The 19475-nt window shown below is 36.4% G+C and carries 20 protein-coding genes; 2 read left to right on the forward strand and 18 right to left on the reverse strand.

From position 1 onward, the window contains the following. The first annotated feature begins 28 nt into the window (after nt 1-28). Nucleotides 29-601 carry a rhomboid family intramembrane serine protease gene (locus tag JFU20_RS13820; RefSeq protein WP_002167128.1) on the forward strand — a complete coding sequence of 191 codons (573 nt, stop codon included), beginning with the start codon at nt 29-31 and terminating at the stop codon, nt 599-601. Here JFU20_RS13820 and uvsE read toward each other — a convergent pair. The 13 genes from uvsE to JFU20_RS13885 form a co-directional block, all read right to left on the reverse strand. Next, nucleotides 594-1556, reverse strand: coding sequence for a UV DNA damage repair endonuclease UvsE (gene uvsE / locus JFU20_RS13825; protein ID WP_002009966.1), 963 nt, complete (start codon nt 1554-1556; stop codon nt 594-596). The genes JFU20_RS13820 and uvsE overlap by 8 nt on opposite strands. A 92-nt stretch (nt 1557-1648) precedes the next feature. After that, nucleotides 1649-3265, reverse strand: a complete 1617-nt coding sequence (gene cshA, locus JFU20_RS13830; protein ID WP_002063522.1) for a degradosome RNA helicase CshA — start codon at nt 3263-3265, stop codon at nt 1649-1651. A 306-nt stretch (nt 3266-3571) separates the two neighbouring features. Then, nucleotides 3572-4948 carry a UDP-N-acetylmuramoyl-tripeptide--D-alanyl-D-alanine ligase gene (gene murF / locus JFU20_RS13835; RefSeq protein ID WP_002009963.1) on the reverse strand — a complete coding sequence of 459 codons (1377 nt, stop codon included), beginning with the start codon at nt 4946-4948 and terminating at the stop codon, nt 3572-3574. 60 nt (nt 4949-5008) lie between these two features. After that, nucleotides 5009-6097, reverse strand: coding sequence for a D-alanine--D-alanine ligase (locus JFU20_RS13840; protein WP_002009961.1), 1089 nt, complete (start codon nt 6095-6097; stop codon nt 5009-5011). Nucleotides 6098-6397: 300 nt separating this feature from the next. Continuing rightward, complete coding sequence (locus tag JFU20_RS13845; protein ID WP_002009960.1) at nt 6398-7672, reverse strand: MDR family MFS transporter; 1275 nt, start codon at nt 7670-7672, stop codon at nt 6398-6400. Between the two features lie 233 nt (nt 7673-7905). Continuing rightward, nucleotides 7906-9078 carry a homogentisate 1,2-dioxygenase gene (locus JFU20_RS13850; RefSeq protein ID WP_002140161.1) on the reverse strand — a complete coding sequence of 391 codons (1173 nt, stop codon included), beginning with the start codon at nt 9076-9078 and terminating at the stop codon, nt 7906-7908. Further along, a complete protein-coding gene (locus JFU20_RS13855; protein ID WP_002009956.1) occupies nt 9044-10000 on the reverse strand; it encodes a fumarylacetoacetate hydrolase family protein in 957 nt (318 codons plus the stop codon). Before JFU20_RS13855 ends, JFU20_RS13850 begins: the two co-directional genes overlap by 35 nt. A gap of 66 nt (nt 10001-10066) precedes the next feature. Beyond that, nucleotides 10067-11185 (reverse strand): 4-hydroxyphenylpyruvate dioxygenase, encoded by a 1119-nt coding sequence (gene hppD, locus JFU20_RS13860; RefSeq protein ID WP_033715568.1) that lies wholly within the window; start codon nt 11183-11185, stop codon nt 10067-10069. 310 nt (nt 11186-11495) lie between these two features. Next, nucleotides 11496-11606, reverse strand: coding sequence for a DUF3948 family protein (locus tag JFU20_RS13865; RefSeq protein ID WP_001083697.1), 111 nt, complete (start codon nt 11604-11606; stop codon nt 11496-11498). Between the two features lie 42 nt (nt 11607-11648). Beyond that, nucleotides 11649-11765 (reverse strand): DUF3948 family protein, encoded by a 117-nt coding sequence (locus JFU20_RS13870; RefSeq protein WP_002029425.1) that lies wholly within the window; start codon nt 11763-11765, stop codon nt 11649-11651. A gap of 35 nt (nt 11766-11800) precedes the next feature. After that, nucleotides 11801-11917 (reverse strand): DUF3948 family protein, encoded by a 117-nt coding sequence (locus JFU20_RS13875; RefSeq protein ID WP_000654250.1) that lies wholly within the window; start codon nt 11915-11917, stop codon nt 11801-11803. Between the two features lie 35 nt (nt 11918-11952). Continuing rightward, nucleotides 11953-12063, reverse strand: a complete 111-nt coding sequence (locus JFU20_RS13880; protein WP_002169299.1) for a DUF3948 family protein — start codon at nt 12061-12063, stop codon at nt 11953-11955. Nucleotides 12064-12106: 43 nt separating this feature from the next. Continuing rightward, nucleotides 12107-12226 carry a DUF3948 family protein gene (locus tag JFU20_RS13885; protein ID WP_002009865.1) on the reverse strand — a complete coding sequence of 40 codons (120 nt, stop codon included), beginning with the start codon at nt 12224-12226 and terminating at the stop codon, nt 12107-12109. A 464-nt stretch (nt 12227-12690) separates the two neighbouring features. Between JFU20_RS13885 and JFU20_RS13890 the strand changes: the two genes are divergently transcribed. Next, entirely contained in the window at nt 12691-13563 is an 873-nt protein-coding gene (locus tag JFU20_RS13890; RefSeq protein WP_002151373.1) for a Cof-type HAD-IIB family hydrolase, read from the forward strand. A 119-nt stretch (nt 13564-13682) separates the two neighbouring features. Here JFU20_RS13890 and JFU20_RS13895 read toward each other — a convergent pair whose 3' ends face one another. The 5 genes from JFU20_RS13895 to JFU20_RS13915 form a co-directional block, all read right to left on the reverse strand. Continuing rightward, nucleotides 13683-14648, reverse strand: coding sequence for an ABC transporter ATP-binding protein (locus JFU20_RS13895; protein ID WP_002009869.1), 966 nt, complete (start codon nt 14646-14648; stop codon nt 13683-13685). Further along, nucleotides 14648-15625, reverse strand: a complete 978-nt coding sequence (locus tag JFU20_RS13900) for an ABC transporter ATP-binding protein (protein ID WP_002009871.1) — start codon at nt 15623-15625, stop codon at nt 14648-14650. The genes JFU20_RS13895 and JFU20_RS13900 overlap by 1 nt, the downstream gene beginning before the upstream one ends. A 10-nt stretch (nt 15626-15635) precedes the next feature. Further along, nucleotides 15636-16559, reverse strand: a complete 924-nt coding sequence (opp4C, locus tag JFU20_RS13905) for an oligopeptide ABC transporter permease (RefSeq protein ID WP_002009873.1) — start codon at nt 16557-16559, stop codon at nt 15636-15638. Nucleotides 16560-16571: 12 nt separating this feature from the next. Then, a complete protein-coding gene (locus tag JFU20_RS13910; protein ID WP_002167135.1) occupies nt 16572-17528 on the reverse strand; it encodes an ABC transporter permease in 957 nt (318 codons plus the stop codon). A 107-nt stretch (nt 17529-17635) separates the two neighbouring features. Next, nucleotides 17636-19363 (reverse strand): ABC transporter substrate-binding protein, encoded by a 1728-nt coding sequence (locus JFU20_RS13915; RefSeq protein WP_002151363.1) that lies wholly within the window; start codon nt 19361-19363, stop codon nt 17636-17638. Between the last annotated feature and the right edge of the window lie 112 nt (nt 19364-19475).

The raw sequence follows: 19475 nt of genomic DNA on the forward strand, positions 1-19475 counted from the left end.
CTGATGCAAAAGGAGTGATACTAACAACATGCTAATACCATCCACTCGCATTTCCTTACAACCGATTATCATTTCTTTACTTCTTATACAATTAGTCATGATTATATTGAGCGACTTTTCCCTCTTTCACCTGGCAGCCTACAATGAATATATCGCTAAAGGAGAATGGTGGCGTGTCATAACTTCCTTACTTGTACACGTAGACTTACAACATTTCCTTTCTAATAGTATTTGTTTATTCGTATTTGGTTCTTCTATCGAAAAACAACTAGGACACTTTTCTTTCATCATTATTTTTTTCCTTTCTGGCATTCTCGGGAATATTTCTTCTTATATTATTATGCCTCTTGAATATATTCACGCCGGAGCATCTGGTGGTATTTTCGGATTACTAGGCGCCCAATTATTTTTATTGTATAGTCGATATCGTTCTTCAAAACCAAGAGACATCGCTATTTTTTCAATAATGATACTTATATTACTACTATTTACTTTCTTTAATCCCTCTGCCAATCCTATAAGCCATTTAACAGGACTGATCATCGGCGGCATGTGCACCCCTTTTTTAACAAAAAAAAACGATGGCGCAGAGCTTATTTAATATAGAAGCTCGCACCATCGATAATTTCCACATCTGTTTGTTTACTTAACTCTCTCATTAGTTGAAATAAAGACTCGTCCTTTTTCTTCGCCTCAATCATACAATCAATTCGCGGAACACTCCCCTTTATCTTTTTCAAAAAAGATAAGAAAGTATCTACATCAATAAAATCTGCATGTGCTCTCGGGTTTTTTCCATCTCTAGGACTGGAGATGTGCATTTTAACCGGTAACAAAGACGATTCCCACGTATGTACAACACGCGCCCAATCTTCATGCCAATCTTCCTGGTCATTATTCATCATATGATGGTGCAAATCAAACACGACTGGAATGTCTAATTTCTCACCTAAATACAATGTTTCTTCTAAAGAAAAGGTCGTGTCATCATTTTCTAATATAATCATCTCTTGAATACCTCTTGGAACAGTTGACCAATTTTCTATAAAGCGTTCTAATGCAAGCTCCTTATCTTTATAACCTCCTCCCACATGTAATACACATCGTTGCTTATGTTCAATTCCCATACCCTTTAACAATTTTTTGTGCATCTGCAATGTCTTTACAGATTGTTTAAGAATACTCTCCTCAGGTGAATTTAGTACAACAAAGTGATCTGGATGGAAGTCAATTCGCATATTCATACGAATTGCATATTCACCTAATTCTTTCAGATTTTCTTTTAACGGACGAATATAGTTCCAATCTAACAACTCCTCATGATTCGCTAAAGGAATAAGCTTGGAACTAAGTCGAAAGAAAGATATATCATGCCCTTTATTATGTTTTAATAACCGTAAGCAATTTTCCAAATTCGAATTAGCGATTCTTTCAAGTTTACGAATCGCAGCCTCTCGATCATCAATCCGCTGAAACTGTGCATACGTCATCGTTTGAGATGGAGAAGCATTCTTCAAATGTACACTCATCGCAACATACCCAAGTCTTACAAGCATATAGCACCTCATTTCTATACGAGTTACTATGTAGTATGCACAATTACAGAAATAAAAAAAGAGAATGCCAGCAAAGGGCATTCTCTTTTTTATTAAGCTTGTGGACGGCTATGATGTTTTCTTTCGCCGCGTCCATTTGAAGATCCAGGGCGACCTTCACCTTTACGCCCACGGTTGCCATCACGGCTACCAGCATCACGGCTACCGCCATCACGATTACGATCACGGTTACGACCATCGCCACTTCCGCTTCCACGTCCATCACGATTGCGATCACGGTTACGACCATCGCCACCGCCGCGTCCATCACGACTACGATTACGGTTACCATCACGGTATCCACTTCCGTTACCACCGCGTTTTTTAGAACCGCCACCGCCACCTCTTGAAACAACTGGTGGTTCTGATGTTAAAGCGATCGGAGTTGTATCCGGCTCTTTTGTCATCATTTTTAAAGCAGCAGCTACTACTGTTACAGAATCATTCTCTTCTAACATTTCTTCTGCAATACGCTTGTAGTATGATAAGTTATCATTTTCAATTGTGCTTTGAAGTTTTTCAGCGATTAAACGTTGTTGACCTTCTAACGCCTCGTCAAGTGTCGGTGCGTCCATACGATCAACTTTACGTTTTGTTGTACGCTCGATATTTTTTAATTGTCCTGATTCACGTGGTGTTACAAATAACATTGCAATACCTTTTTTACCGGCACGGCCAGTACGACCGATACGGTGAACGTATGATTCTGGATCTTGTGGGATATCGAAGTTGTATACGTGTGTTACGCCTGAAATATCAAGACCACGTGCAGCAACGTCTGTTGCAACAAGAACTTCAATAGTACCTTCTTTAAATTTACGTAATACAGACATACGCTTCGCTTGTGTTAAGTCACCGTGAATACCTTCTGCTGCATAACCACGTAAGTTTAATGCTTCTGATAATTCATCAACACGACGCTTTGTACGACCGAATATGATTGCAAGCTCTGGAGATTGAATATCTAGTAAGCGTGTTAACACGTCAAACTTTTTCTTTTCTTGCACTTCTAAATAGAACTGCTGAATGTTTGGCATTGTTACTTCTTTTGCTTTTACTTTAATGTGTTGAGGCTCAGTCATGAAACGCTCAGCAATACGACGGATTGGATCTGGCATTGTCGCTGAGAATAATAATGTTTGATGTGTTTCTGGCACATCTGTTAAAATCGCTTCAATATCTTCAATGAAGCCCATGTTTAACATTTCATCCGCTTCGTCAAGAACAACAGTCTCTACGTTTTGTAAGCGAAGTGTTTTACGGTTGATATGATCTAAAATACGACCCGGCGTACCTACAATAATGTGTGGGTGTTTTTTTAGAGCACGAATTTGGCGGTTAATATCTTGACCACCATAAATTGGTAGAATACGAACACGTTTATGTTTACCAATTTTGTATAGCTCTTCTCCAACTTGAATTGCTAATTCACGCGTTGGCGCGATAACAATACCTTGAACTGCTTCTTTATTTGTATCCACTTTATCTAATAGTGGTAATCCGAATGCTGCTGTTTTCCCTGTACCTGTTTGCGCTTGCCCAATAATATCCTTACCTTGCAATGCATGTGGAATTGTTTCAGCTTGAATCGGCGTAGCCTCTTCAAAGCCCATACTTTCAACAGATTGTAGTAAAGACTCACTTAATCCTAGTTCTCGAAATGTTGTCAATGTTACTTCTCCTTTTCTATCCTATACTTATCATTTAAAAAAAGGCGTTTTCCGAACTTGCGGAAAAGCCATTTTCCTGAATACTTACGTATATAACCGGGCGTATATTCTTCACGAAAATACTTCTAAACGTTATTACACTTTATCAATTATAAGTTTTGTAGGTGTAAAAAGCAAACCCCAACTGTTACCTTATTTCATATTCAGAGCTTTTTTCTTTACTTTTATTTTTTTATCGTTTACTGTAAGCGCTTATTATAAGTTTCCACTATTTTCGTGGCTATCATCCCTATTTATATACACCAATTATTTCAACATCGTAATTACTTCTTCTAATTTCATGCCGCGAGATGCTTTTACTAATACAACATCTTTCGTACCGACTACTGCTTGCAACTCTTTTATTAACTCTTCTTTACTATCATACGCTTTTACACGGTCTTTAGGGAAATTAATTTTTGCACCTTCAGCAATTTGAGCCCCTAATTTACCATATGTGAATACATATGAAATTTTTGCTGGATCAATTAATTTACCTACTTCATAATGAAATTGCACTTCTTGATTTCCAAGTTCTAACATATCACCAAGCACAACAATTTTTTTAGCAAATCCATCTAAACCATTCATTAGGTGGAACGCAGCTTCCATAGCTGTTGGACTAGCATTATAAGCATCATTGATAATTGTTAAACCACTATCTGTTTTTACAATTTCCATACGCATACCTGTCATTTGAAGTGTTACTAAACCTTGTTTCATTTCTTCCCACGTTACACCAAAATGTTTTGCAATTGCCATTGAAGCAAGCGTATTATATACATTATGCTTTCCTAGTACTGGCAAATAGAATGACAAAGTTTCATCCCTGTTCATTTTAAAGTGTGTCCCAGTCGCCTGCAATGTTACAGTAGTTGGATAGTAATCATTTGCTCTCGCATCACCAAATGTAACTGTTTCAGCTGCTAAATTCATTTCTGGAACACGATTCGTTAATAGCGGCTCATCTCCATTATATACGAACACGCCACCCTTTTGTAAACCTGTAACAATTTCTAACTTCGCTTCAGCAATCGCCTCACGAGAGCCTAAATCCATTAAGTGCGCCTCACCAATGTTCGTAATAATAGCTGCATTAGGACGAGCTAACTTAGATAGAAATTCAATTTCTCCTCGGCTTGACATGCCCATTTCTAATACAGCTACTTCTGTATTTTCCTCTAAATTTAAAATAGTAAGAGGTAAACCGATGTGGTTGTTGAAATTACCTTCTGTTTTTTGAACTTTAAATTTAGTCGCAAGAATACTTGTTACAATATCTTTCGTAGATGTTTTACCATTACTACCCGTTACACCAACAACTTTTACATCCAATTGATCACGATAGTTTTTCGCTAACATTTGCAATGCTGCTAGTGTATCTTCTACAAAAATAACCGGAAGATTTTCAGGTGGGTTTTCTACATCTTTCATCCATAATGTAGCAATCGCCCCATTTTCAACAGCTTTGTCTACAAAAGCATGTCCATCGAAACGTTCACCTTGAATTGGAACATATAAATTTCCATTTTCAATTTTCCTCGTATCAATAGACACTCCTTGTATAGTAATTCCCTCATACTGCTCTGCTAATCCAGTACCATTTATCATCTGCTCTACTTGTTTTAACGTTCGATTTATCATGAAAACACTCCTTACATAGAGGAAGCACTATTCCTTCGAATAGTGCTTCCTCCTTTTTTGTTAGATTGTATATTTAATTTTTTGTTTTTCTTCGTGACGCTCAATCGCTAAGCGAATTAGCTCTTCAATTAATTCCGGATACGGTAACCCTGTATGTTGCCATAATAGAGGGAACATACTAAACGGCGTGAATCCTGGCATTGTGTTTACTTCGTTAATATATACTTCTCCATCTTTCGTTAAGAAGAAATCAGCTCGTGTTAAGCCCGAACCATCTAATGATTGGAATGCGATAATTGCATCTCGCTTAATTACATTAGACTCTTCTTCTGTCATTTCAGCTGGAATAATTAACGCTGTATCACCATCGATGTATTTCGATTTGTAATCATAAAAATCTTTTTTCGGTACAATTTCACCTACAACTGAACATTTCGGCTCATCATTACCTAATACACCAACTTCTACTTCACGACCTACAATATTTTCTTCTACAATAATTTTACGGTCAAATTGGAATGCCTCTTCGAATGCATTCTCAAGCTCTTCACGATCATTACACTTATTAATACCAACACTTGAACCAAGGTTTGCTGGTTTTACGAAGCAAGGATATCCTAATACTTCTTCTACTTTTTCATACGCTGTTTCACGATCTTTTTCCCATGCGCTACGAATGAAGGATGCATATTTCGCTTGTTTCAATCCAGCTTCTGCAAAGATATTTTTCATAACAACTTTATCCATACCAGCAGATGATGCTAATACACCGTTACCTACATATGGAATGTTTAGTAATTCTAATAACCCTTGTACTGTTCCATCTTCGCCATTCGGTCCATGTAATAATGGGAAAATAACATCAATTGCATCTTCTTGTTTAGAAGTTGCCGTTGGGATAATTTCTGTACTTAATGATACAGGAGAAATTGTATTCTCTTCCCCACTCATTTGTAATGCCTCAACATTTGTTACTTCGCCTTCAATACGCTCTCCACGCATCCATTGGCCTTGTTCTGTAATATAAATTGGATGAATCTCGAATTTATCTTGATTTAATGCTTTAATAGCAGCAAGAGCCGTTTGTAACGAAACTTGATGCTCAGCTGATTTTCCACCGTATAATAAACCTAATTTAATTTTTGTCACTGAAATCACCCTAACCAATTGTTTTCATTTTTCTATTTTAGCACTTTTTATAAAAATAGGTAGTTCCTATTTGAAATAAAATGTAACTTCCACAAATAATTAAAAGACACCACTTATTGGTTTTCTACACTTTTTCTCTTTAATTTCTACACACCTAAACAAAATTAAACTTTAGAGCAAAATTGCTATCTAATCTAGTTATGTACCTAAAATATGTAGAAATCCACTTTGTGTGTATGTCATCTATATTACCCTACCATTTGTGGAGAATGAAAAAACACTGATTAAAGTTTCATTTTATTAAGAAGACTGTTTTGTAGGCGTATCTTTTTGCCTCTGCTCAACAAGACGATCTAAAGAAACATATACAAAGCCTGCAACTACACACCCTACACTTAAAATTGTAAATAAGTAGTGACCAAGCAAACGATCCAATAGAAAACCACCAAGAAGTGGACCGAATGCACTTCCTGTAATCCACTGCAAACTCGCCGCCCCCATATAGGTTCCTCTCAAATGCTCAGGGGCCAAATTCGCTACAAACGTCATCTGTACAGGCGACATAATCATCTCGCCTAACGTATATATGGCATAAACAAACATTAACGTCATTAAAATAATTGTAGCATTTGTATCATATTCTCCAAACCACTTCGGTAACCATCCTATAAAAAACAAACCAATTCCGAACAAACACGCACCGTATAACATCGTCTTTCCAACAGGTTTATCTGTCGCCCATTTTGAAATTTGAAATTGAAATAAAACAACTAATAGACCATTTAATGCCATTAAATATGGGTATGGATTGTTGACTCCAAAAATATCCTTCATTTCGTTATCAAAGTGAAGCGGTAACATGCCTTCTGTTTGAGAAAACCCCATAGAAATAATGATCCCCGCTAACAAATAAATCATTAACGCCTTATCTCTCATTAAAATTTTCCAAACTGCTCCGGATTCCTGCTCTTTACTTTTTTCCGTCATATCCGTAATTTTTGGCATTGTTTCTTTAATAAGTACTAACACTAGTAGCGCATAAAACAACATAGCGGATGAAGCAATAATAAACACGAGGTTCTTTGATAAAACAACTACTGATGCTCCCATTATCGGTCCAATTGCAGCACCAATATTGTGTCCCATTCGCAATAAACCATATGCTTCTGTTCTTTTTTCTGGCGCCGTCACATCTGCAACCATCGCTGATGCCGCTGGGTGAAATAGCGAATTACTTAACCCTAAAAAAATAGATAAAATGGCATATGGAATAAACCCTTCTATAAATAAAAAACCGAGCATTAGTAATGCATTACTCGCCATTGAAAATATCATAATTGGCTTTCTTCCATATATATCAGCTATTCTTCCGCCTATAAGCGAACCAAAACTTGCAGCTATTGGAGAAAGCGCCATAATGATTCCAACTTGTAATAAAGAATCTACCTTATCTTTTAAATATAGTGCAAAAAAAGGCATTAACATCATCATCGCAATTCCGTTCAATGTCTCACCGATAAATCGAATCCATACGTTACGATCCATCTCTCTTAACTCACGCCATGTATTTTTCATAAATTCCCCCCTTAGTTCCCCAACAATTATATTATATATAATTAGAAAAATGTAAATTTTCAAACACAAAATCCAGCCATAACAATCCCTGTCGAAATAAGTAGAAATTCTTCTGAATATGCACGATCTTTATCACTCTTTCTATATATCTTTCTATAACTTTTTTTGGTATTATTATACATGTCGATTCCATAAAAGAGGCATGCTCCCGTAGTGAGCATGCCTCTTTTTACTTATTTCACAGTATATGAACCCTCTTCAATCCAGCTATACATATATTTTTCATCTTCCGTCTCATGTGCTTGTTTTACAATACGAAGCGGACGGAATGTATCTATCATAACGGCCAGTTCAAGTGTCTCTTTCTTCCCTATACTCGCTTCTGTTTTCCCTGGATGTGGCCCATGCGGGATCCCGCTTGGATGAAGCGTAATAGAACCTTCTTCTACACCTTTTCGGCTCATAAAGTTACCTTCTACATAGTACAGTACTTCATCACTATTCACATTACTATGATAATATGGTGCCGGAATAGATTCTGGATGATAATCGTATAAACGCGGTACGAAAGAGCAAATGACGAAATTATGCCCTTCGAATGTTTGATGTACTGGTGGTGGCTGATGAATACGACCTGTAATTGGTTCAAAATCCTCCACATTAAAGACCCACGGATATAAATAACCATCCCACCCAACAACATCTAACGGATGGTGCCCTAACACATGCTTGTGCATATAACCTCTCGACTTTGTCATTACGACAAACTCACCTTTTTCATCATATGTCTCCAATTTCTCCGGTCCACGCATATCTCTTTCACAAAACGGACTATGTTCTAACAATTGCCCATATTCATTGCGATAGCGACTTGGTGTTGTAATTTGGCTATTTGCCTCTACAACAAGAAACTTAGTCTCGCCCTCATCTGGAATAACACGATAAATCGTTCCAATTGGAATTGTTACATAATCACCTTTTCTATAGTGAATCGTTCCAAACATCGTTTCAATTTTTCCTGTTCCATAATGAACAAATAACATTTCATCGCCATCACCATTACGGTAAAAATAATCCATTTTTTCTGTTGGACTCACTACTCCAATTAATAAATCCTCATTCCCAAGCATAAAGTTTCTTCCGCTTACTGCATCACCAGTTTTTTTATTTTCTTTCGTACGGAAGTGGCGATGAGCAAGAAGGGCATCCTCTTCATACTGTAACTGACAAGAATGCGATAATGCCGCGTGCCCTACTTCTGTTGGCATATAATGATGATACAAAATAGACTGGGTACCAGAGAAACCTTTTGTCCCCATTACCTGCTCACGATAAAGCGATCCATCTTTTTTACGAAATTGTACATGTCGTTTATGAGGTAGCTCCCCCATGTGACGATAAAACATGCCCATCACCTGCTTTCATGTCTTTTTTGACCGTATTACGTAACGTACCTAAACCAGTAATCGACAGCTCTACAACATCTCCATCTTGTAGCCACTCTTCTGTACCAAGTTCTAAAATACATCCTGTTCCTACTGTCCCAGAACCAATCACATCTCCTGGATATAACGTAACGTCTTCCGAAGCACGTTCAATCATTTCAGCAAATGTATAGTAAATATCTTGGAAGTTTCCCTTTGATAATATCTTCCCATTTACATGAGCAGTCATCTCTAAATCATAACGATCACCGTTACGATAAACGTCTAATTCCTCTTTCGTAACGAGATACGCTCCTAATGAAGTTGCAAAATCTTTTCCTTTCGCTGGACCGAGTCCCACTTTCATTTCTGTTGCTTGTAAGTCCCTTGCACTCCAGTCGTTCATAATGCAGTAACCAAAAATATATTCCTCTGCTTGTTCACGAGAAATGTTTCGTCCTTCTTTCCCAATTACGCAAGCAATCTCTAACTCATAATCAAGCTTTTTAGACTTCTTCGGACCAATAACAAAATCATCTGGTCCAATAACAGCACGGTGGTTCGTAAAATAAAAAACCGGGATATCATACCATTCAGGTACAACATTTAGCCCTCTTCGTCCGCGAGCTGTTTTTACATGCTGCTCAAATGCATAAAAATCTCGAATGCTACTCGGATTAGGAATTGCCGCTGCTAATTGAACTTCCTCTAAGGAATATATACCCTTTTCAGGATTCTTAATATTACGCAATACTTCTACATACTCATCTGCTTTCTCTAAAAAGGCGAACATAGAAGAAGGTAATTGTCCATTACTCGCAAGATTCATATCGATTACTTTGTCACCTTCAAGCCATCCAGCTCGCATTTCTTTCGATGGGAGACGAAATGTAACAAATTTCATCGTGATTCCTCCCTATGAAAATGAAATTTCCACCAACAAAGGAACTCTTGCTGGTGGATACAAATTTTATAAATTTCCGCGACGCTCTTGTTCTCTTTCAATTGATTCGAATAACGCTTTAAAGTTCCCTTCGCCAAATCCACGAGAACCTTTACGTTGGATGATTTCAATAAATAGAGTTGGACGATCTACAATTGGTTTCGTAAAGATTTGTAATAAATAACCTTCTTCGTCACGGTCTACTAGAATCTTCAATTCTTTTAATCTATCAATTTCTTCATCAATTTTCCCCACTCGTGCAGTTAACTCATCGTAATACGTATCTGGCGTATCTAAAAACTCCACGCCATTCGCACGAAGCACTTCAATTGTTTTTACAATGTCACTTGTTAATAAAGCAAGATGCTGTACACCCGCTCCGTTATAGAACTCTAGATATTCTTGAATTTGTGACTTTCTTTTTCCGTCTGCTGGTTCATTAATTGGAAACTTAATACGGCTTCCATTCGTCATAACTTTTGACATTAATGCCGAATACTCTGTGCTAATATCGTCATCATCAAAGTGAATCATTTGTTTAAATCCCATGACGTTCTCATAATAACTAACCCATTCTTCCATTTTCTCAACGTTACCAACGACATGGTCTACAGCAATTAAACCGGATTCTTCAAATGGAATATTGAACTCTACCTTTTGAAATCCTGGCATGAATGTTCCTTTATAATTTTTACGCTCTACAAGCGTATGAATTGTATCACCATACGTACCAATAACCGCTTTCTTCAAGGTACCTTCCTCATCTGTTAACTCTTCAGGAGGAGCAATCGCAACAGCGCCACGTTTTACAGCTTCAGAGTATGCTTTATCAACATCATCAACAAGTAAAGCCACATCCTTCACTCCATCACCATGAGTCTTTACAAAATCTGCAATACGGCTATCGCTACTTAAAGCTCCAGACACAACAAAACGCATATTTTTTTGCACAAGAACATAAGATACCTTTTCACGGTTTCCTGTTTCTAATCCAGAATAAGCTACAATTTTGAATCCAAACGCTCTCGCAAGATAATAACTTGATTGCTTTGCATTCCCTACGTAAAGTTCCAAATGATCTACATCACGTACCGGAAAAAAGTCCTCCATTTGTGCAGCTAGCGTATCCATAGATTTTTGTTTCATAATATCTTCATCCCCCTGTAAATAGATTAAATGGTCCATACTTAAAACCAACCGAAAACGCTTCCAACATCAATTAATAGAAATTAGTTAGCAAGCTAACAATTTCCGACCTTTAAAATTTTCTATCTTTTCTGTCAAATTCCTCTTTTTTTCTTACATATAAAATTCGACTTTTTTCTCTTTAAAGTAAGGGGAAAATATTAATACTTGAAGGTATATATGAGAGGAAAACAAAAAAGACTCCAACATATTAACTACTTACTAATACGTTAGAGTCTTTATTTTTTTTGAATGATTGTATTTATATTTTTCATACTAATATATTTGCAAGGAATAGAATAAATGATGTTAATATTACCGCTCCGCCTAATGATCCTAATAAATCTGTTTTTGTTACTTGTAACACTTGTTCACTGTTCATATTCCTCATTCTCCTTTCATTTTGTACAATTTAAAACTTTTATTATACTAATACGCTTGATAGAAATACGATTAATGCTGTTAATACTACTGCTCCGCTTGCTGATCCTAAGAAATCACCTTTTGTTACTTGTAATACTTGCTCTTTCATATCTTTCATTCTCCCTTCATTTATCTTTTGTTACAAAACTTCTATTATACTAATACGCTTGATAGAAATACGATTAATGCTGTTAATACTACCGCTCCACTTGCTGATCCTACGAAGTCACCTTTTGTTACTTGTAATACTTGCTCTTTCATATCTTTCATTCTCCCTTCATTTATCTTTTGTTACAAAACTTCTATTATACTAATACGCTTGATAGAAATACGATTAATGCTGTTAATACTACCGCTCCACTTGCTGATCCTACGAAGTCACCTTTTGTCACTTTTAATACTTGCTCGTTGTTCATAATTTTCATTCTCCCTTCTCTTATTTTTGTTACAAAACTTCTATTATACTAATACGCTTGAAAGAAATACGATTAATGCTGTTAATACTACTGCTCCGCTTGCTGATCCTAAGAAGTCACCTTTTGTTACGTTTAATACTTGCTCGTTGTTCATATCATTCATTCTCCTTTTTTATAAGTTATCTATATGTAATTACTAAGAAATGATTAGTTCATAGTTTTCATGTTAACGTTACATTGAAATTAATTACGTAACGTTTGTAACACTAATGTAACATAACTATTATTACGTTGCAATATAATTACGTAAATTTTATTACACTTTTTTTACGTTTTTTTAAATAAACACTCAAAAACCTTGTTTTAATGCGTTTTCTACTACAATCACATTTGTAACACTAGTGTAACATTAAGGTCATAAAGCGAAATATAATATTATTCATCTCTATTTTGTTAAAAACCAAAGTGAAACTTTAATCAACGAGAGTTCCATTCCCTACTAATTATTCCCCTCACCAATCGCACTTTTACTAGAAATTAATGCGGGATAAAATACTATCTTTCCAAGATAAGTTTATATGTTTCCTCTATATAACTATGTATAATGGAAACAAAGAGGTGGTCATTTTGAAATTAATCGCACTAGATATGGATGGTACACTACTATCATCTAATCTTGAAATCTCCAAAGAGAACTTACAAGCTATCCAAACCGCAAAAGAGGCTGGTCATATTGTAATGATTTGTTCTGGCCGCGCGAAAGAGGATGCTTTGAAATTATTGGAAGAATATAAACTATCTCTTCCAGTTGGAGCAAGCAATGGGGCAATTGTTTATGTGGACGGAAAAGTAATTAACTCGCGTTGTTTACAAAATGATAAAGTATACAAGCTTGCAAAATTACTAGAATCTGAAGGTTTCCCATATAAGTTGTACACAAATAAAGGGGTTTATTCTCCTTATACATGGCAAGGTCAAGTCATGCAGGCATTCGAAGAAAATAAACATACACTAGATGTTACACTTGAGGAACTTGAAAGAATTACAGAAAAACAAAAGAAATCTAACTTAATTACTGATTTCCAAAAAATAGAAGATGTCGTAAATAATCCAGAATTAGAAATATCTAAATTCTTCATTTTAACATTTAATGCTGCTCATCGTTCACAGCTATTACAAACTTTACAAGAAGATACGGACATTTCAGTTACGGCATCAGCTCCTACTAATGTAGAAATTATGGATAAGCATGGCCATAAAGGCAATGGTTTGCAAGAAATGGCAGCTTATTTCAATATACCAATTGAAGATACTGTTGCTATCGGTGATAATTTTAATGATGTACCAATGTTAGAAGTTGCTGGTTTATCTGTTGCAATGGGGAACGCTGAAGAAGATGTAAAAAAACTATGTGACGTTGTAACATTAACAAACAATGAACATGGTGTTGCTCATGCAATCGAGCAATTCGTATTAAAACAAACTTCATCTAGTAAATAAAGTGAAACTTTAATCAGACGTGGGGTTCCCCTCTGATTATTAGTTGAACCAATCGGGCTTTTACGGGCAGTTAATGCGGGGTAAAAAAAGGACTCTTTCAATTTGAAAGAGTCCTTTTTTTATACATGATGACAAGCAACAAAGTGCTCTTCACCAACATTACGAAATTCTGGTACTGTTTTTTTACAAACATCTGTCGCAAACGGACAACGTGTATGAAAGCGACAACCTGAAGGTGGATTCGCTGGACTTGGAATATCACCCTCTAGTATAATTCGCTCTCGCTTCACTGTTGGATCTGGTATTGGTACAGCCGATAACAAAGCTTTTGTATACGGATGAAGTGGATTCGCAAATAACTCATCACGTGGCGCTGTTTCCACAATAGTTCCTAAATACATAATTCCAATTTTCGTACATAAGTGCTCCACAACACTTAAATCATGTGAAATGAATAAATAGGACAATCCCTTTTTCTCCTGTAATTCACTAAACAAATTAATGATTTGCGCTTGAATAGATACATCTAATGCCGCAACAGGCTCATCAGCCACAATAAATTCTGGATCTAATACCATTGCCCTTGCAATAACGATACGTTGACGTTGCCCACCGGAAAACTCATGAGGGTACCGGTCAATATGATACGGCGCTAAACCACATAACTCCAATACTTCTATCACCTTTTCACGGACATTTTCTTTCGTCGCTAGCCCGTGAGCCAACATTGGCTCACCAAGCGCTTCTCCAATTCTCATTCTTGGATTTAATGAGCTAAATGGATCTTGGAACACAAGCTGCATATTAGGACGATGCTTTCTCAATTCCTCCTTGGATAAGGAATGAACATCGTGCCCTTTAAATTTCACTTCCCCCTCCGTTTTTTGGACGAGACGTAAAATTGTTTTTCCTATCGTTGTTTTTCCACTTCCTGATTCTCCAACAAGGCCGAATACTTCACCTTTATTAATAGTAAAACTTACTCCATCAACTGCTTTTACATGTCCAATCGTTCTACTAAATATGCCGCCTTTAATTGGAAAATACGTTTTTAAGTTTTTCACTTCTAATAATGGTTCACTCATTACTCCGCACGCTCCTCATATAACCAGCAAGCTACTTTATGATTCTCATCATTTATATTTAGATTTGGTGCTTCTTCTTTACATATTTCCATACAATGCTCACAACGACCGCTAAAATAGCAAAATTCACCTAAGCCAACTAAATTCGGAACTTGCCCTGGGATAGAATATAGTTTATCTATTCGTTTTCCCATTACCGGTTTTGATTTCAACAAACCTTTCGTATACGGATGTTTCGGATTTTGGAATATCTCTAGTACCGGAGCTTCTTCAATAACTTTTCCGCCATACATAACAACAACGTAATCCGCCATTTCCGCTACAACACCTAGATCATGTGTAATTAATAAAATCGATGTTTTAAATTCCTCTTTTACTTGTCTTAGTAAATCTAATATTTGAGCTTGAATCGTAACATCAAGAGCAGTTGTCGGTTCATCTGCAATTAATAACTTAGGGTTACAGCTTAGTGCAACAGCAATCATAATACGTTGTAACATGCCACCGCTTAGCTCGTGTGGATACGAATGGACAATTTCATCCGCGCGAGCTATACCAACTTTACGAATTAATTCGATTGCCTTCTTATACGCTTCATTTTTACTAAGTAATTCATGCTCTCTTAACGTTTCTACAATTTGTTCTCCTACAGTGAAGACCGGATTTAGCGATGTCATCGGTTCTTGGAAAATCATCGCAATGTCATTGCCTCGTAAACTACGAAGCTCTTTCTCTTTCATACCTAAAAGACTTCTTCCTTCATATAAAATATCTCCACCTACTACACTGCCTGATTCAGCAATAAGTCCCATAATAGATAGCGCAGTTACACTCTTCCCGCAGCCCGATTCGCCTACTACACAAACTGTTTCACCTTCTCGAACTGAAAAGCTAACATGATTGACAGCCTTTACTGTACCTTCTTCCGTCTGAAAGTGTGTTTGTAAATCCTTTAGCTCTACTACTGCTTTACTCATGCTTCCTCACCTACCGCTTCATCTTTGGATCTAATGCATCACGAAGTGCATCGCCAAGTAAATTAATTGATACAACTGTTATAAAGATTGTAAAACCGGGCGGAATCCATAACCACGGACGCTTTTGGAAATCGATTAATGAGTTTGCTGCACTAATCATATTTCCCCACGATGGTGTAGGCGGGACGACCCCGAGACCTAAGTAGCTTAGTGCGGACTCACTTAAAATAGATCCAGCCACACCCAAAGTTGCCACCACAATAAGTAACGGAAAGACATTAGGAATTAAATGATGAATAATTTTCCGAGAATCCTTTAACCCTAATACATCCGCCGCTTGCATAAATGCTTGCTCCCGCAATGTTAAAATTTGTCCTCTCACAAGACGAGCAAGTCCTGGCCATCCTACTAAACTTAAAATAATCATTACAACATATAGCCGGTATTCTGATGGTAATTTCCATTCTGATAAAATTGCTCCCATTATAATAAGTAGCGGTAATCCTGGAATGGACATTAACACATCTGCAACACGCATAATTAGATGATCCACAATTCCTCGATAAAAACCAGCAATGGCTCCTAACAGGGCACCAAGTATAACGGATAGTAACATTGATGCTAAACCAATTGTTAATGAAATACGTCCTGCTTGCATAAGTCTAGTTAAAATATCCCGTCCCAACTGATCTGTTCCGAGCCAATGTGACAGGCTGGGTGGTTTATTAATTTGTGTTACTTGCACTTTCCCCTCAGCATACGGTGAAAAGAATGGACCGATAAAACTAAATAAAAACATAAATATTAAAACGTATAATCCGAACAACGCCATCTTATTTTTCTTTATTTTTCTATACGCTTGGCGCCACGGTGATGATTCATTTCTTTTTTTCTGTTCCTTCTTTTTCTTTATTGTTGTTGTAATAGTCTCCATATCTTTCCCCCCTTACTTCAGTCGAATTCGTGGATCAACAAGCGCATACACAATATCCGCAAAGAAATTTGCCATAATTGTTAAACATGAAAGGAACATCGTAAATGCCATTAATACCGTATAATCACGGAAGTTTAATGCTTCTAATTGAATACTCCCGATCCCTGGCCAGTTAAAAATCTGTTCAATAATAATAGCTCCTGAGAATAAACCTGGTAATTCAAAAGCGAGTAATGTAATTGCTGGCAAAATTGCATTTTTCAATGCATGTTTATAAATAACCGTTCGTTCTTTTAATCCTTTTGCACGTGCAGTACGAATATAGTCTTGTCTTACAACATCCAGCATGCCCGTTCTAAAGTATCTTGTTAATGACCCTACACCGAGAAGCGTTAAAATAAATACAGGCAGAATCATATGACGTAATACTTCCAATATGTATGTAATACCTGTCGAATTACTTCCAATATCAATCATGCCGCCAATTGGTAATAAATTCAAATCAACCGCTAATAATTTAATTAAGAACAATCCTATAAAAAATGATGGAAATGACATTGCAGCAAAAACACCAATTGTTACAAGTCTATCAAACCATGAATGCTGTTTTGTTGCTGAAACAACACCAATTATAAGAGCAATAATCCAAGTGAAAAATAAAGCTGCAACAGCAACGATAAATGTATTCCAAATGAACTTATTAAGTAATGATGTTACTGACTCCTGATATTGTAAAGAGAAGCCAAAATCACCATGCAATGCGTTAACTAACCAATGAAAGTACCTTTCAATAATCGGCTTATTTAAACCATACAGTTCCCTTAATTCTTGAGCTCTCTCTGGTGTTAACTTTGGATTCGAATCAATATAATCACCTGGCAAGAGTGCAAATAAGAAAAAGATAATAATGGACGTACCAAACAATGTAGGAATCATTTGTAGAAACCTACGAATGATGTATGTTTTCAACTTTTGTCTCCCCAATCCTATTTACTTAAAAATAGAAGAACATTTTTTCAAAGCAGCGTTTATTTCTTGCTGTATGAAAAAATGTCCTCTATTATTTCAGTTAATCTTTATTTTTCAACTGATAGCACTGGTAAGTTAGAACTAATACCATCATATTTTTCTGGATTGATGCCTTGTATACGTGCATTGTGAGCGTAAAGTAGTTTACGATAGTTTAGTAAAATAACCGGTGGATCATCGCTTAACTCTTTATACAGTTCTTTATAAACTGCTTTACGTTTTTCAATATCTGTCGTCTCTATGCCTTTTACAATTAATTCATCAACTTTCGGATTACTATAACCTGTATCACTTTTTGGGTTAGTTGATAAGTAGTCACTTACAACTTCACTTGGATCACTAATTCCTGGTGTTGAAACCGCTGCTAAATCATAGTCACCTTTTCCCACTTTCGAAAGCATCGTATTAAAGTCCATTAGCTCTGGATTTATTTCAACACCGATTGCTTTGTAGCTTTCTTTTGCAATTGGAATAAAGATATCATTTGTTTTTCCTGTATTTGATGCGTAGTATGTTAATTTTAATTTTTGACCATCTTTTTCACGAACCCCGTCGGAACCTACTTTCCAACCAGCTTCATCCAATAATTTTTTAGCCTTTTCTACGTCGTATGGATATTTATTAATTCCTTCTTCCGTATATGCCCACGAAACTGGAGCAATTGGTACGTTAGCAACAGAACCATATCCTTGTAAAGCTGTATCAACGTACTTCTTACGATCTAACCCATAAGTAAGTGCTTGGCGGACTTTCTTATCTTTCAAATATGGCTTCTTATTATTCACATAAATATAAGCGATATCACTAGAAGACTCGAGATTAATGTTCGCAAAACCTAATCCTTTTAATTGTTCTATATTTTCAGGATTTGCTCTAAATCCACTATAATCTAGTTCACCTGTTTGGAATAATTGGAATCCAGTATCACCTGATGTTATTTTGTAAATAAAGTTTTTGATTTTCGGTTTTCCTGCATAATAATGTTCATTGGCAACAAAGCGAACTTCTTGACCTGGAACATATTTCTCAAATTTATATGGTCCCGCAGCAATTGGTTGCCCATATAACGCTTTTAAATAGTCTAAACTTGTATTTTGTTTATAATCTTTTCCATAATAAGCTTTTGATAACACTGACCCACCTAAAGCAGTTAGTGCCTGAGAATTAACTTTTTCAGTTATAATTTTAATTGTTTGTGGATTAACAACTTGAACTCCTTCAATAGAAGTTGCTTTGCCTTCTTTATATTCTTTCCCACCTTTAATGGCGTACTGAGCAATATCCACCCCACCTTCATATGCTTTATCATGGAGTAGTGTTAATGTGAATGCTACATCATCCGCTGTTAAAGGTGAACCATCACTAAACTTTAAATCTTTACGTAAATGGAATGTGTATGTTAACTGATCAGCAGAAATATCCCATTTTTCTGCAAGGTCTGGAGTAGGTTTACCTTGTTTGTCTGTTGTTACTAATGATGCAAAAATAACAGACGTTACGTTTCCATCCCAACCATTCTCTTGGAAATATGGTAAGAAAACTCCCCCCGGCTTAGAAATAGCCGTAATAAAAGTATCCTTCCGCTGATTTGCTTTTTCTGGACTTTTCTTCTTATCTGTAGCTGGAATTGTTTCAATCTTAGAATCTTTCAAATCCTGTTTTTTTACTGGTTCTGTAGAAGCCGTATCTTCCTGTCCCCCACAAGCAGATAACACAAGCGAACTACTCAGTAATACCGAAAATACACCAGCCCATTTTTTTGTCTTTTTCTTCATTGTCCCCACCCTAACTTTTTTTTAATAATTACACCTTATGAACTGCTTGCCTTATGTATGCCTCCCACAGCAACATTTTATAGCCAATCGGAAAAGTCGGTTTTAATTATAA

It is taken from the genome of Bacillus sp. TH30 (assembly GCF_016650875.1).
In the GTDB taxonomy this organism is placed as follows: Bacteria; Bacillota; Bacilli; order Bacillales; family Bacillaceae_G; genus Bacillus_A; species Bacillus_A mycoides.

Coding starts and splice junctions, on each gene's coding strand:
- JFU20_RS13820 (WP_002167128.1), top strand. CDS start 29: ATGCTAATACCATCCACTCGCATTTCCTTACAACCGATTATCATTTCT.
- uvsE (WP_002009966.1), bottom strand. CDS start 1,556: ATGCTTGTAAGACTTGGGTATGTTGCGATGAGTGTACATTTGAAGAAT.
- murF (WP_002009963.1), bottom strand. CDS start 4,948: ATGATAAATCGAACGTTAAAACAAGTAGAGCAGATGATAAATGGTACT.
- JFU20_RS13845 (WP_002009960.1), bottom strand. CDS start 7,672: ATGAAAAATACATGGCGTGAGTTAAGAGAGATGGATCGTAACGTATGG.
- JFU20_RS13850 (WP_002140161.1), bottom strand. CDS start 9,078: ATGTTTTATCGTCACATGGGGGAGCTACCTCATAAACGACATGTACAA.
- JFU20_RS13855 (WP_002009956.1), bottom strand. CDS start 10,000: ATGAAATTTGTTACATTTCGTCTCCCATCGAAAGAAATGCGAGCTGGA.
- hppD (WP_033715568.1), bottom strand. CDS start 11,185: ATGAAACAAAAATCTATGGATACGCTAGCTGCACAAATGGAGGACTTT.
- JFU20_RS13865 (WP_001083697.1), bottom strand. CDS start 11,606: ATGAACAGTGAACAAGTGTTACAAGTAACAAAAACAGATTTATTAGGA.
- JFU20_RS13870 (WP_002029425.1), bottom strand. CDS start 11,765: ATGAAAGATATGAAAGAGCAAGTATTACAAGTAACAAAAGGTGATTTC.
- JFU20_RS13875 (WP_000654250.1), bottom strand. CDS start 11,917: ATGAAAGATATGAAAGAGCAAGTATTACAAGTAACAAAAGGTGACTTC.
- JFU20_RS13880 (WP_002169299.1), bottom strand. CDS start 12,063: ATGAACAACGAGCAAGTATTAAAAGTGACAAAAGGTGACTTCGTAGGA.
- JFU20_RS13885 (WP_002009865.1), bottom strand. CDS start 12,226: ATGAATGATATGAACAACGAGCAAGTATTAAACGTAACAAAAGGTGAC.
- JFU20_RS13895 (WP_002009869.1), bottom strand. CDS start 14,648: ATGAGTGAACCATTATTAGAAGTGAAAAACTTAAAAACGTATTTTCCA.
- JFU20_RS13900 (WP_002009871.1), bottom strand. CDS start 15,625: ATGAGTAAAGCAGTAGTAGAGCTAAAGGATTTACAAACACACTTTCAG.
- opp4C (WP_002009873.1), bottom strand. CDS start 16,559: ATGGAGACTATTACAACAACAATAAAGAAAAAGAAGGAACAGAAAAAA.
- JFU20_RS13915 (WP_002151363.1), bottom strand. CDS start 19,363: ATGAAGAAAAAGACAAAAAAATGGGCTGGTGTATTTTCGGTATTACTG.